The 14,099-nt window shown below is 38.2% G+C and carries 12 protein-coding genes; 9 read left to right on the top strand and 3 right to left on the bottom strand.

Annotated features, from left to right (window positions below; all coding sequences use genetic code 11):
- Positions 1-5: 5 nt before the first annotated feature.
- The 8 genes from EDX97_RS06720 (at position 6) to EDX97_RS06685 (ending at position 8,514) form a co-directional block, all read left to right on the top strand.
- Positions 6-2,141, top strand: a complete 2,136-nt coding sequence (locus EDX97_RS06720; RefSeq protein WP_128520394.1) for a Tex family protein — start codon at positions 6-8, stop codon at positions 2,139-2,141.
- Positions 2,138-2,698 (top strand): HD domain-containing protein, encoded by a 561-nt coding sequence (locus tag EDX97_RS06715; protein WP_128520393.1) that lies wholly within the window; start codon positions 2,138-2,140, stop codon positions 2,696-2,698. The genes EDX97_RS06720 and EDX97_RS06715 overlap by 4 nt, the downstream gene beginning before the upstream one ends.
- Before the next feature lies 1 nt (position 2,699).
- Complete coding sequence (locus tag EDX97_RS06710; protein WP_128520392.1) at positions 2,700-3,869, top strand: mannitol dehydrogenase family protein; 1,170 nt, start codon at positions 2,700-2,702, stop codon at positions 3,867-3,869.
- Positions 3,870-3,880: 11 nt separating this feature from the next.
- On the top strand, positions 3,881-4,258 hold the full coding sequence (locus tag EDX97_RS06705) for a hypothetical protein (RefSeq protein ID WP_128520391.1): 378 nt from the start codon (positions 3,881-3,883) through the stop codon (positions 4,256-4,258).
- Between the two features lie 2 nt (positions 4,259-4,260).
- Entirely contained in the window at positions 4,261-4,869 is a 609-nt protein-coding gene (locus EDX97_RS06700) for a hypothetical protein (RefSeq protein ID WP_128520390.1), read from the top strand.
- 82 nt (positions 4,870-4,951) lie between these two features.
- Entirely contained in the window at positions 4,952-5,248 is a 297-nt protein-coding gene (locus tag EDX97_RS06695) for a metal-sensing transcriptional repressor (RefSeq protein WP_128520389.1), read from the top strand.
- Positions 5,249-5,260: 12 nt separating this feature from the next.
- Positions 5,261-8,044, top strand: coding sequence for a heavy metal translocating P-type ATPase (locus tag EDX97_RS06690; protein ID WP_128520388.1), 2,784 nt, complete (start codon positions 5,261-5,263; stop codon positions 8,042-8,044).
- Between the two features lie 2 nt (positions 8,045-8,046).
- The gene (locus EDX97_RS06685) at positions 8,047-8,514 is read left to right on the top strand and encodes a heavy-metal-associated domain-containing protein (RefSeq protein WP_128520387.1); all 468 of its coding nucleotides are present in this window, start codon (positions 8,047-8,049) and stop codon (positions 8,512-8,514) included.
- A gap of 321 nt (positions 8,515-8,835) precedes the next feature.
- On the opposite strand, the gene EDX97_RS06680 is transcribed toward EDX97_RS06685, so the two are convergent.
- Entirely contained in the window at positions 8,836-10,077 is a 1,242-nt protein-coding gene (locus EDX97_RS06680) for an IS256 family transposase (RefSeq protein ID WP_420884685.1), read from the bottom strand.
- Between the two features lie 210 nt (positions 10,078-10,287).
- Entirely contained in the window at positions 10,288-11,148 is an 861-nt protein-coding gene (locus EDX97_RS06675) for an alpha/beta fold hydrolase (RefSeq protein ID WP_128520386.1), read from the bottom strand.
- A 134-nt stretch (positions 11,149-11,282) separates the two neighbouring features.
- Here EDX97_RS06675 and EDX97_RS06670 point away from each other — a divergent pair, with 134 nt between their 5' ends.
- On the top strand, positions 11,283-13,334 hold the full coding sequence (locus EDX97_RS06670) for a BglG family transcription antiterminator (protein WP_128520385.1): 2,052 nt from the start codon (positions 11,283-11,285) through the stop codon (positions 13,332-13,334).
- Here EDX97_RS06670 and EDX97_RS06665 read toward each other — a convergent pair.
- Positions 13,331-14,086, bottom strand: coding sequence for a DeoR/GlpR family DNA-binding transcription regulator (locus EDX97_RS06665; RefSeq protein WP_128520384.1), 756 nt, complete (start codon positions 14,084-14,086; stop codon positions 13,331-13,333). The two genes, EDX97_RS06670 and EDX97_RS06665, sit on opposite strands and share 4 nt — an antisense overlap.
- Positions 14,087-14,099 lie beyond the last annotated feature (13 nt).

Below are 14,099 nucleotides of genomic sequence, written 5' to 3'. Positions count from 1 at the left end.
AGAATATGGATATAGAAATTATTGGTACGATTGCTTCCCAATTGGGTATCCAACCCAAACAAGTTGAAGCCGTTTTAACTTTACTGGAAGAAGGAAGTACCGTACCTTTTATCGCCCGATATCGAAAGGAAAGAACAGGTAACTTGGATGAAGAACAAATTCGTGTCATCGAAGAACAATATACGTATCGACAAAATGTCGAAAAGCGCAAAGAAGAAGTCTTACATCGCATTGAGACAGTAGGTTCATTAACTCCTGAAATCAAAGCTTCGGTCATGGCTTGTACCAAATTAGCCGAAATTGAAGAAATCTATCGTCCCTACAAACAAAAGAAAAAAACACGTGCGGGAATTGCCATCTCACATGGTTTGAAACCATTGGCCGAACGAATCTTGTCTTGTCCAAGAGATTGGAAAGAAGAAGATATCGATGCTTATCTAAACGAAGACGTTACCGATCGACAAGCTGCTCTACAAGGTGCCATGGATATTTTGGCTCAACAATTCAGTGAAGATAGTGCCCTTCGTGATACGATCTTTACTTCTATGATGAAATATGGTCGTATCGAAACGCAAATCAAAAAAGATGCTGAAGATGAGAAAAAGATCTATCGTATGTATTATGATTTTTCTTGTCGGGTAGATCGGGTAGCCAATCATCAAATCATGGCCATCAATCGAGCCGAAAAAGAAAAAGTCATTACGGTACATGTCACTTGTAACGAAGACTATTTACATAACTGGGCTCATCGTCACTTTATTCGTTATCGCAACAATCCTTGTGCAACCTATATCGATCAAGCCGTTCAAGATAGCTTAAAACGATTGGCCATTCCTTCTTTGGAGCGTTTGGTTCGTTCCCAATTAACGGAACGAGCACAAAAGAGTTCGATGGATGTTTTTTCGATGAATTTAGAGAAGTTATTGTTGCAAGCCCCATTAAAAGATAAGACCATCATGGGATTTGATCCAGCATTCCGAACAGGTTGTAAATTGGCTATTATTGATCCTTCTGGAAAGGCTTTATGTGTCGATGTGATTTATCCACATAAACCCAATCAAAAAATAGCGGAAGCCAAACGTAAATTTGTACAGTTATGTACGGATTATCATGTAGATATTGTCGCCATTGGCAATGGGACCGCTTCTAGAGAAAGTGAAGCCTTTGTAGCTGATGTGATCAAAGAATATCATTTGCCAGTTGTGTATTCGATTGTTTCCGAAGCTGGAGCGAGTGTATATAGTGCATCGAAGTTAGCCATTGCGGAATTTCCTGATTTACATGTCGAACAACGTAGTGCCATTTCCATTGCACGTCGTTTATTGGATCCCTTGTCGGAATTGATCAAGATCGATCCACAATCCATTGGTGTTGGTCAGTATCAACATGATCTGCCCCAAAAAGAATTAAAAGAACGACTGCATTTTGTGGTCGAAAAAGCAGTCAATCGTGTCGGTGTAAATATCAATACAGCAAGTGTATCTTTATTGGAAAATGTGTCGGGTTTATCCCGTGCGATGGCGCAAAGCATTGTTTCGTATCGGGAAGAAAATGGATGGATCACCAATCGCAATCAGATCAAAAAGATTCCGAAGATTGGTCCAAAATCCTTTGAACAAAGTGCAGGTTTCTTGCGTATTGAATCGGGAGATGAACCATTGGATCGTACGAGTATCCATCCAGAATCGTATGCGTTGGCTCGTCAATTGTTGAAACAATTGAAATTAACTACATCGGATATGGGTACACCCAAAGCGAAAGCAGCCATTGAAAAGGCGAATGATTCCTTATATAAAGGGGATGACTATACGATTCGTGATATTTGTGAAGCCATCATGCAGCCTTTGCGAGATTATCGTGAAAACAGTGCAGGTCCCATCTTAAAAAAAGATGTATTGACCATGGAAGACCTTCATGTCGGTGATCAATTGGAAGGTGTTGTACGCAATGTGGTTGACTTTGGTGCTTTTGTGGATATTGGTTTACATGAAGATGGTTTGGTTCATATTTCAAAGATGGCACATCATCGAGTCAATCATCCAAGTGAAATTGTATCAGTTGGTGATATTGTAACGGTATGGGTCTATCATATCGATGAAGAGAAGGGAAAGGTTCAGCTTTCTTTGGTGCAACCACGATGAAACCAGAAGAATTGATTTCCATTTTAGAAGTTGCGGGTCGTTTGAAGACAACTACGCGTCATTGTTTCTTGAAAAATGGCCGACAAGAAAGTGTAGCGGAACACAGTTGGCGATTGGCTTTGATGGCTATGCTTCTAGAAGATGCATTCGATTGCGATATGAATAAGGTCATTCGGATGTGTTTGATTCACGATCTTGGTGAGGTATTTACCGGCGATATTCCGACTTTTCAAAAAACAGATGATGATCGACGAGTGGAAGATGATCAGTATCAAGCTTGGATCGATACGTTTCCTGAAAAAGAGAAACAAATGTTTGAAGACTTGATTGTTGAAATGGCAGCACAAGAAACGATAGAAGCGAAATTATATAAGGCATTGGATAAATTAGAAGCGGTGATTTCACATAATGAAAGTTCGATTCAAACGTGGTTACCATTGGAATATGATCTTCAATATACGTATGGACAAAAAGAAGTACAATTTTCTTCCTATTTGAAGGAATTAAAAGCATATATTGATCAGTGGACAAAATCAAAGATTGAAGCAGGAGAATAAAATGAAACAATTTGTGATGTATGGTGCAGGAAGCATTGGTCGCGGATTTATCGGTGCTTTGTTTTCAAAATTGGGATATGAAGTGACATTTATTGATGTCAATGAAGAAGTGGTACGTTTATTGAATACGTATCATCAATATGATCAAGTAATTGTTGGTGAACAAACGCAGACTATCACGATCCAACATGTGAAAGCTGTGGATGGAAAAGATGAACAAGCCGTTTGTGAGGCCATTGCTTCGGCTGATTTGATGGCTACGGCTTTGGGTGCGAATATTCTACCAAAAGTTGCTCCATTGGTGGCAAAGGGATTGAAATATCGATGGGAAACACGTGGAAATGTGCCATTGGATATCTTGATTTGTGAGAATTTAAACGATGCGGATCGTATTTTTCATGATGCGGTTGCCCAATATATGGAGGATCCAAAATGGGATACGTTGGTTGGCTTTGTCGAAACGTCGATTGGGAAGATGGTGCCTCCGGCTAATAACTTTGAGGAAGCAACTTCACCTTTAGCGGTTCGACAAGAGGCGTATGAATTTTTACCAGTTAATAAAGCGGCTATCAAAACCAAGTGGACAGATGCTTCTCAGATTATTCCGTATGCACCATTTCAATATTTTGTAGAACGCAAATTGTTTGTGCATAATATGGCACATTTCACGACGGCTTTATTGGGTATGTATGAAGGGTTCACCTATATTTCAGAAGCGGCGAGTGACATATCGATTCAATGGATCGTTAAGAATTGTATGGCAGAAAGTGCGATGGCTCTAGCAGGAGCATATGGTGTTTCTTATGCCAAACTTCAAGATCATATGAATGATTTATTGTATCGTTTTCAAAATGTGGCATTAAAAGATACGGTGGCTCGTGTAGCTCGTGATCTGATGCGAAAGATCAAACCAAAGGATCGGTTGGTAGGGGCGATGCGCCTGTGTTTAGAAAATGAGATCCAACCAGTCTATCTTTGTTTCGCTATTAGTTTGGCACTTTCGTATGTGGATCAAGATGTATTGGAAGAAGTATGCGAGATTCATCAAGATGAAAAAGTATATGAGTGGATTCAAGGTGATTTAGCTTGGTTAAAGAAAAAGCCATCTTTAACACAAACTATTACGTATTTAGAAAAGCAGGAACATGAAATCATTGGTTCCGTAATTTAAGGGGGATGTGTATGTTGCATCGATATATGTTGTATTTAACGATTTATTTGATCGTATTTGTGGTGTTAGTGCTTTTGTTGATTTTTTTCAGGAAAGCCAAACGCGTATATCCAATTGTCTTTGGATGTGCGTTGGTCTTAGAAGTGATTTTTATGCACAATTATTTGTTTGATATGCCACAAGCCTTTAAGCAAAATTATGAAGAAAGAAAGGGTACGGTACAATCCGTTACGGGTACGGATTTTAAAGTGGATGGTATCACATATCGTGGCGATACAAATGGTCTAAAAAAAGGGGATACGGTCACGTTTGAATGTCTATCGCATACGCATTATGCATCCATTCATACAGTCAATGGACAAAAACCAACTATTAAAGATGAGGGATAAAGATGAAACCACAAAAATTTGAAGTTGTATTTGATGGTGTGTATTTATGTTTTGCCTTGATTGCTGGTATTTTGTTTCTTTCTCATGGACAGGTATTATGTGCCATTTGGGCTTGGGTTCTTTGTTTCGGTGATGCTTTTCATTTGGTGCCACGGATGCAGAGCTTATTGAAAGAACCAACCGAAACAGTAAAACAAAGAATGAATCGAGGCCTACAAATTTCATCCATCACTATGACGGTATTTTATATTCTTCTATATTATATTTGGAAAGAAACATATTCTGTTTCAATATCGAATGGCATTGTTTTTTTGATTTGGATCACGGCTATTATTCGTATTTTGATTTGTTTATTGCCTCAAAACAAATGGGGAGAATCCGATGCATCGATGTATTTATCCTTGCTTAGAAATGGTGTTTTTCTGATTACGGGATTATTGGTTGTGTATTTGTTTGCGAAGGTAGCCAATGTATATATGGTGGTATCCATTTTGATTTCCTTTGGTTGTTACTTACCCGTAACGTTATGGTCCAAGAAACATCCAATGATTGGGATGTTGATGTTGCCAAAGACCTGTGCCTATGTGGCGATGTTGTTGTATTTTTTATAAGATCCGCAAGGGTCTTTTTTTATTTTGTTTGACTTATACCCCCACTGGGTATAATATATGCGTACACAGGGGAGGTATAACCATGAGTTGTTGCGAACCAAAACATAAACATGTACCGCGTTCCGATGCGGAATTAAAACAATTAAAAAATCGGATTCATCGAATCATCGGTCAATTGAATGGGATTGAATCGATGTTGGAAGATAATCGGTATTGCGGGGATGTCTTGATCCAAATTGCGGCGGTGGAAAAAGCGTTACAATCGTTTGGATATACGATTCTTCAGGAGCATTTGGAAACATGTGTAACTGAAGATGTCAAAGAAGGGAATACCGACATTATGGAAGAGGTCATGAATTTAGTAAAGCGTTTAAAATAAGGAAGTGATGATATGAAAGAGGTTTTTGATGTTACGGGGATGAGTTGTGCTGCCTGTCAAGCCAATGTCACAAAGGCCGTTGCCAAGTTAGATGGTGTAAACGATGTCGATGTTTCATTGTTAGCCAATCGAATGAATGTGGATTATGATGAATCGATCGTAAATGAGAAACAGATTTGTGATGCGGTAGCACATATCGGCTATGGAGCGAGTCCCAAAGTACAAAAAGAAGTTGGAAAGTCTTCGATGAAGTCCGATTGGGAAGCTAGACAAGCACGTGTGGAAGCGGAAAGTAAAGCAGCGAAACAACGTTTGATCCAATCCATCATATTGATGATCGTGTTGATGTATATTGCGATGGGAGAAATGTTGCATCTGCCTATGCCTGCCATTTTATCCGGTGAACAAAATGCGATGATCAGTACGATCATCCAAGCTTTATTGGCAACTTATGTCATTTTTATTCAACGACATTTTTATATCGATGGGTTCAAAGGATTGATTCGACGAGCCCCGAATATGGATACCTTGGTTGCGTTGGGATCGAGTGCTAGTTATATTTATGCCTTAGCGATGACATTTATCATGGCTTATGGTTTAGGACATGGACAAATGATGATGGTCCATCAAGCCCATCATTCGTTGTATTTTGATTCTTCGGCCATGATCTTGACGTTGGTTTCAATTGGGAAATATTTGGAATCAAAATCCAAAGCCAAGACAGGCGATGCGCTAGGTAAATTGATGGATCTAACACCTAAGAATGCCACGGTCATTCGCAATGGCCAAGAAGTCGAAGTAGCGAGTGAATCCATTGTAGCGGGTGATATTGTTGTCATGAAACCAGGCCAGCGTGTACCGGTAGATGGTACGATCACACAAGGTGTTGGTTATTTGGATCAAAGCGCAATCACTGGTGAAAGTATTCCTGTTGAAAAACAAGTGGGTGACGATGTCATTTCTGCTACGATCAATGAAAATGGGATATTCCAATTTCGAGCCAATCGTGTCGGTGATGATACGACTTTAGCGCAAATTGTGCGTTTGGTTGATGAAGCGGGGACGTCAAAAGCTCCCATTGCTCGTATTGCCGATAAGGTGGCTGGAATTTTTGTGCCTATTGTCATGGGTATTGCACTTTTGACCTTTGTCGGATGGATGATTTATTCTGGTGATTTCCAACATGCATTAAACAATGGCATTAGCGTATTAGTCATTAGTTGTCCTTGTGCATTGGGATTAGCAACGCCAATGGCCATTATGGTTGGTACTGAAAAAGCAGCGCGTTATGGGATTTTGTTGAAATCAGCTGTTAGCTTGGAAAATCTTCATAATATTGATACGATCGTGTTGGATAAAACCGGAACGATCACCGAAGGAAAACCAACGTTACAGGATTTAAAGAATTTCTCGGATTATAGTGATGAAGAATTACTACAAGTGAGTGCTTCGATTGAAAATGGTTCCATGCATCCATTGGGACAAGCCATTGTTCAAGCAGCTAAAGATAAAGGCTTATCTTTGGATACCGTTACCAATTTTGTGAATGTAACAGGTCGTGGCGTAAAAGGAACAATCAATGGAAAATTATATTTGATTGGAAATGCTGCTTTCATGAAAGAAGAAAATATCGCATTTGATGATCAAGTCTCCTCTTCCCTCTCCACATTAGCGAATGAAGGAAAAACACCAATGATCCTGGCTAATGATGATGTTGTCTTAGGTATTTTAGCTGTAGCCGATACGGTTCGTACCACATCTTTACAAGCTATCCAAGCCTTTAAAGAAAAAGGCATTCATGTGGTCATGTTGACGGGTGATAATAAGCAAACGGCACAAGCGGTGGCCAAACGCTTAGGTGTCGATGAAGTCATCAGTGATGTCTTGCCGCAAGATAAGGAAGAAAAAGTTCGTCAGTTACATGATCAAGGAAAATTTGTAGCCATGGTTGGTGATGGTATCAATGATGCACCGGCTTTGGTTCGTGCGGATGTTGGTATTGCGATTGGAGCAGGAACCGATATTGCGATGGATTCTGCCGATGTGATCTTAATGAAGAATAGTTTATTGGATGTCAATACAGCTATTGATCTTTCCAAAGCAACGATTCGCAATGTACATCAAAACTTATTCTGGGCATTCTTCTATAATGCGATTTGTATCCCAGCTGCCATGGGATTGACCGGTTGGACCATGAGTCCAATGATTGGTGCCTTAGCGATGTCTTTAAGTTCCATTTGTGTATGTACAAATGCTTGGCGTTTACGCTTCTTTAAAGAGAAGATTGTTGCTCAGCAAGAAGAGACACCAAAACCAAAGGTATCAGCCGACGTTGTTGTGGAAGAAGCAAAACCACAACCAGAAGAACATGGTGATCCAGTGACCATGTCTATCAATGGTATGATGTGTGATCATTGTAAAGCCAGAGTAACCCAGGCTTTAGAGAATATCGATGGGGTATCTCATGTACAAGTCAATGTCGAAGAGAATAAAGCGGATTTTGAAGTAAATTCGACAGTCAGTGATGACCAATTAAAGGAAGCTATTACGAATGCAGGGTATGAACCTGTATCTATCGAACGCTCAACAGAGACGGTTGTATTACCAGTTGAAGGTATGATGTGTGAACATTGTGTAAAGCGAGTCAATGATGCATTAGCATCTGTAGCTGGTGTAGATAGTGTACATGTGGATCTAGATAAGGCACAAGCCGAAGTGACAATGAAAAAAGAAACAAAGATCGATGCGTTAAAAGCAGCGGTTGAAAACGCAGGATATACAGTCAAGGAGGCATAGTTATGGGACTATTTAGTAAAAAGAAAAAGAACGTAGAAGAAACGAATGAAAAAATCATTGAGAAAACGATGTTGATTGAAGGAATGGCTTGTAACCATTGTGCGGCAACGGTTCATCATGCATTGGTTCGTGTACCGGGTGTAAAGGAAGCAGATGTAAATATTACATCGGGTACAGCTGTAATCAAAATGGCAGAAGGAACAAGTTTAGTGGAATTGAAACAAGCAGTCAGTGATGCAGGGTATGAACCTGTTGGCTGGAAAGGAGCTGATACAAAACATTCCATTCAAGTACCGGATATGATGTGTAAGCATTGTGTAGCCACCATCAAAAAAGCAGTTGAAGGTGTGGATGGTGTATCGAATGTCCATGTGGATCTAGACAACAAAACAGTAACCTTTTCATCCAATCGAGAAGCATTCACAAAATCTATGCAAGCCATTACCGAAGCAGGATATCATCCGGAATAAGACATACAAAAGGGCCGATGGAAAAAATTCCATCGGCCTTTTGAGATAGAAGATAGAAAGAAAAAATTAACTAACGGGTTCACTAAGGGGTTTGTCAAGAAAAGTGTGTATTTAATATTTTATAGTCGATTTTGATAAGTTCTCGATCTTGTTTTTAAAATGATGTTTTATGCCGAGAAAACTTGTTTATAATGATCGACCCTAAGGTATGCTTAAAACGGCCAGCTGAAAATTGATTTTTTTGACTGGCCGTTTTTTCGGGTTCTTAGGGGCGGAGTCTCATTGTAAACAAGGAAATTGGAATATATATCATTTCAAGATTCAGTATTGAATGTACTTTTCGATACGATCCTTAAACTGATCGTTGACCAACAATTGATTCAATACCATCGACCAATTATTCAAATGTCCTTTGTCCCATTTTTTCTGTAGTTCCTTCACCCGTAAATAGAGCAGCTTGAATACAGCTTCATGATTTGGAAATGACCCTTTTTTCGTCACTTTTCGAAAGGAGGAATTTACCGATTCGATCGCATTTGTCGTATACATGACTTTTCGAACAGCAGATCCATAATCAAACAGCTGTTCTACATGAAGGAAATTCCTTTTCCATACTTCGATCGCTCCAGGATATTGTTTCCAGTTGTCGCAGAATGTGTCGAACGCAGTCTTAGCTGCTTTTAGTGAAGAGGCTCCATATACTTTTTTAAGATCGGCAGTGAATTTTTTGTAGTCCTTGGTTGGTACATATCGGATGGAGTTCCGAATCAGATGAACGATACATCTTTGTACGACAACTCCGGGGAAAATAGCTTTGGCACCCGATTCAAGACCGGATACGCCATCCATAGAAATGAAAAAGATATCTTCGACTCCTCGTGCCTTGATCTCATCAAATACCTGCATCCAGTAGTTCTTTGATTCCGTGGAATCCATCCACAAACCAAGAATTTCCTTTTGTCCCTGCAGGTCATACCCAAGAATCACATAAACGGCTTCTTCTTTGGCTTCATAATCGTTTCTGACAGAAACATACATACAGTCGACAAAAACAAATGGGTAACATTTTTTGAGCGGTCTGTTCTGCCATTCTTCCACTTCCGGAAGGATAGCATTGGTTATATCCGAGATCATATCATGGGATACTTTAAAACCATAAATATCCTCGATCGTTGATGAGATATCCCGTTGTGACATTCCACGTGCATACATGGATAATACCTTTCCTTCGATATCGGAAACATCCTTTGATCGTTTGGGAACAATGACTGGTTCGAAGGATCCATTCCTGTCTCTTGGCGCATTGATTTCTACTTCTCCCATTGTGGTTTTTAAAGTTTTGGGATTGGAACCATTTCTTCTGTTCTTTGTAGATTTTGGCTCTTTTGAATTGGATTTATAACCAAGATGATTGTCCATTTCCCCCTGAAGCATGCCTTCAAACAATGGACCAAAGATTTCTTTGAGAGCATCCTGCATATCGGTTAATGAATCACAGTCATATTCTTTAAGGATTTCATTGGCAATCTTGACAGCGGCGGGATTTCTTTTAATTTTACTCATTTCATTCATTTTCCTTTTTCTCCTTCAACCATATCATGAGATAGGCATAATAAAAACTGTGTTCATTAGTTAGCCGTACGCATCTAACTAACTTACACAGTTTAGATTACACTCTCTNTTTTTCTCCTTCAACCATATCATGAGATAGGCATAATAAAAACTGTGTTCATTAGTTAGCCGTACGCATCTAACTAACTTACACAGTTTAGATTACACTCTCTCACTAAGTTGTTTTTGTTTCTGCCGTTTTTCTTTCAGACGTAGGAGGATATGCTTCCAATTGGGCATATAAATACCTTCATCAGCTGGTTGTTCTTTGACGGCTGCTTTACGTTGTTGTTTGTCTTTTTTCTGGATCCACGACTTCACAAATCGAATAAATTCTTCAGGATGACCTAAGCTAAAATCACCGTGTGTGTAGTTCATCAACATGAAAATATGACTGTTTGGGACTTGTTCATGAAGTAAATCTGCACTATGTTTATAGGCTTTACGAACACGTTGACCAACCATTATAGCCATTTGACAAGTTACCTGATTTAAGTTTTCTGGCATGGTAAAAGAATACGTAGCTTCTAATTGGTTTTTGACGGTATCTTTGGATAATTGTTTAAAGTTTTGATAGTATTCTTTTTCAGCGAAATCTTTATTGAATTTTGTATAATACATGAATGAATTGAAAAGTTTATTTTGGGCGAGTGGATTGGCATAAACGGCTACTAGATCGGACCAATTCCGAATTTTCATTGGTTCCATGCGTGCTTCTTCTATTATGGCATGATCACAAAAGTCAGGACGTTTACTTAAAATGTTGATGGCAATTTGACCACCTAATGAAAATCCCGATAGGACAGCAATATGACCTTTGTATTTTTTATCAATAAAGGCAATGATTTCATCAGCCGCACTTTCGATGTCTTTAAAATCATTTCCTATGATAGGCAAAATAACAGTAAAATCTTTTTTTAATTCCTTTGTTTCAATTTTAAAACTAAATGTTGATAAGCATTCACCGTGGATATACATGAACACGGGTTTATTTCGCTTATTGATGTATTGTTTAAACTCCATGTGTATCCTTCTTTCTTTTTTTCAGTATACTGCATAATTAAATGTGCAGATATTCAATTTTTTGCGAAAATTTTTGCAAATATTCATACTCGATGCTAATTTTTATGGTGTTATAGTAAATTAGGGGGATTATCATGAATAAACGACATAGAGAAATTATTTTATATATTGAGGAATGTCAAAAATATAATAGGAAATGCTCATTAGATCGTTTGATTGATCACTTCCATGTTTCGGAACGAACCATTCGATATGATCTGGATGCAATCTCTCGTTTTTTCACAAATAAGCATTTACCTTCTTTATTGATGGATGAAGATGGAAATATTACATTTTTGGCCAATCATGAAGAAATTGAACAGGTGCTACAAAATAATGATTTTTATTCATTTAAATTAAATAAAAATGAACGCGCCGAGATGATTGCATATTTGTTGCTGGAAGCAACCGATACGATGACTTTACAAGAACTAGCAGATGTTCTTTTGGTATCGCGATCGACAATCATTCACGATGTCAATAATACGCGAAAGATCATCATGCCGTATGGCTTAGAAATCGTGCCTTTGTCCAAAGGTCTACAAATTGTGGGAAAGGAAAGTAATCGTCGGGTTGTCTTGATGAATATATCCAATCAAATGAAAGCGTTGGATTATTATGAAGGCCAAACCAAAAATCAATTATCCAAAACCGATATCAAAATCTTAGGACAAATCATTCAAGATAATGAATTGCGATTTAAGATGTTTTTGACCGATCGTTCCTTTTCGGAATTACTGCAATATCTAAATATCATGATGCGGGAAATCAATAAAGGCCGAAGTGTTGAAATTGATTATGTTTTGCAACATCCATCCATGTCAACATTGGCGAATCATATTTTGGATGTGATCACTAGCACATATGGCATTAAAATGATGCTTACTGAAAAATATTTACTAAGTGACATTTTATATAATTTAAAGTATATAAAACGAAATGATATCGATGATCAGCTCATGCGTATTCAAATCATTGCGAAAGAATTTATTGATCATGTCAATCAAGATATTCATGTGAATATTAAAAATGATTTCCAATTTTATCAAAATTTAGTCAATCATCTTCAATCCACTTTTCAAGATATCCAAGTCAATACAAATATTGACAGAGGATTACTACAGACGGTGATTCAAAATAATCCGCAAGTTGTTCAAGCCATCCAGCAGAATATTGGTCCTTTAGAAGAAGTGGCAGGACGTAAGATCTCGGAAGAAGAGATTGCGTATATAACGATCCATGTGCAGGCAGCCATTGAAAGAAGCCGTGAACATAAGAATTCGATTTCGGTTTTATTGGTGAGTGATACAGGATTAGGTGAAGTAACTTTCTTGGTTTCGAAGTTACGAAGATTTTTTAACTTCAATATTGTTAGTGTGATTCCGCAACATGCTCTATCAACATATGATGTCAATAATGTGGATTTGATCCTAACAACCGTTCCTATTCAGGAAAACCGTTGTGAAAGTATTTTAGTTACACCCGATTTGAATGATGAAGAATGTATTGTTTTGGGTGATCGTATTGAACACATTAAATCAAAGAAGAAACATTCAGATATTGATGAGAACTTTCGTAAGTTACAGATTCAATTAGCCAATGAGATCCAGGAATCACCATTGAATAAAGAAACGATTTATAAAAATATCATTAGTGTTTTGCGTCAATTCGTATATCCCGATTCCCATCAGAATATTCAAGCGATTTTAGCGTATTTATTGAAAGGACATATTGAAGTTGATGTAGAAGCTGATGACTGGCAAGATGCGATTCGCAAAAGTGCATGCGTGTTATTGGCAGAAAAATATATCAATGAAGTGTATATTGATCAAATGATCGTAAATGTTGAAGAAGATGGACCTTACATTGTTTTAGCGCAAGGTGTGGCTGTACCTCATGCATCGCCTTATATGGGCGGTTACCAATTGGGTATGTATTTAATTCGTTTGAAAAAAGCGGTATTTTTTGGGGATAAAGCCGTCCGTTATGTCTTTTGTTTATCCACCGTTGATAAGGATAGTCATTTAAAACCAATGTTTCATTTAATGAATTTGTTGGCAAATCCGGAGTTTATTCAAAGTTTGGATCAATCAGAAAGTCCAGATGAAATCTATTCGGTTATTCGCGATTACGAAGAAATGCTTTAGATAATATTGATGCCATGTTCCAAATAATTCGCTTTTAAAGAAACGGGAATGGTATTGGTGATCAATGTATAAGGTGATTGTAGATGAACTTTCACAAAGTCGATCTTGTCCAACTTGGATGCATCCGCTAGTACATATAGGGAAGGAATGGTAGTGGATAGATATTCCAATAGTTGGGTTTCAACCACACTGGATGTATAAATATGGCCTTGTGCATCAATTGCATTGATGCCGATAAACGCTTTATCAATTGGACAATATTTTAGGATTTCGATCGCGATGGGACCGGTCATTGACATGGATTTTTCGCGAAGTTCTCCGCCTAAAAGGTAAATTTTTATATTTTTCTTTTGCGAGAGCCGTAAGACCACATTGATTGAGTTTGTGACTACGGTCAAAGGAATATCGTCACCAATGGCTTCGGCAAAGAGCTCAATGGTGGATCCGGTCGCAATGAAAATGTGATCATTGGCTTTTAATTGGGTGAGGGCTTTTTGGGCAATTTGACGTTTGATTTTCGTATTTACTTTTAATCGTTTGTAGATCGTTGTTGAAGTATCATACGTTTGTTTTGACTTTAAAACGGCTCCTCCATGCGTCCGTATGAGGATGCCTTTTTTTTCGAGTTCCGATAAATCGCGACGCACCGTCATAGGCACAATCTTAAATTTTTGACTGATGGTTGATACACGAACGGAATCATTTTGTTTGAGCAAATCAATAATGGCTTGTTGGCGTTGTTGTTTCTTCATATTTTTATCTTAC

It is taken from the genome of Absicoccus porci, assembly GCF_003725415.1.
Classification (GTDB): Bacteria; Bacillota_I; Bacilli_A; order Erysipelotrichales; family Erysipelotrichaceae; genus Absicoccus; species Absicoccus porci.
Note: the sequence above shows the minus strand (reverse complement) of the source record. Positions and strands in the feature narration are given on the sequence as shown.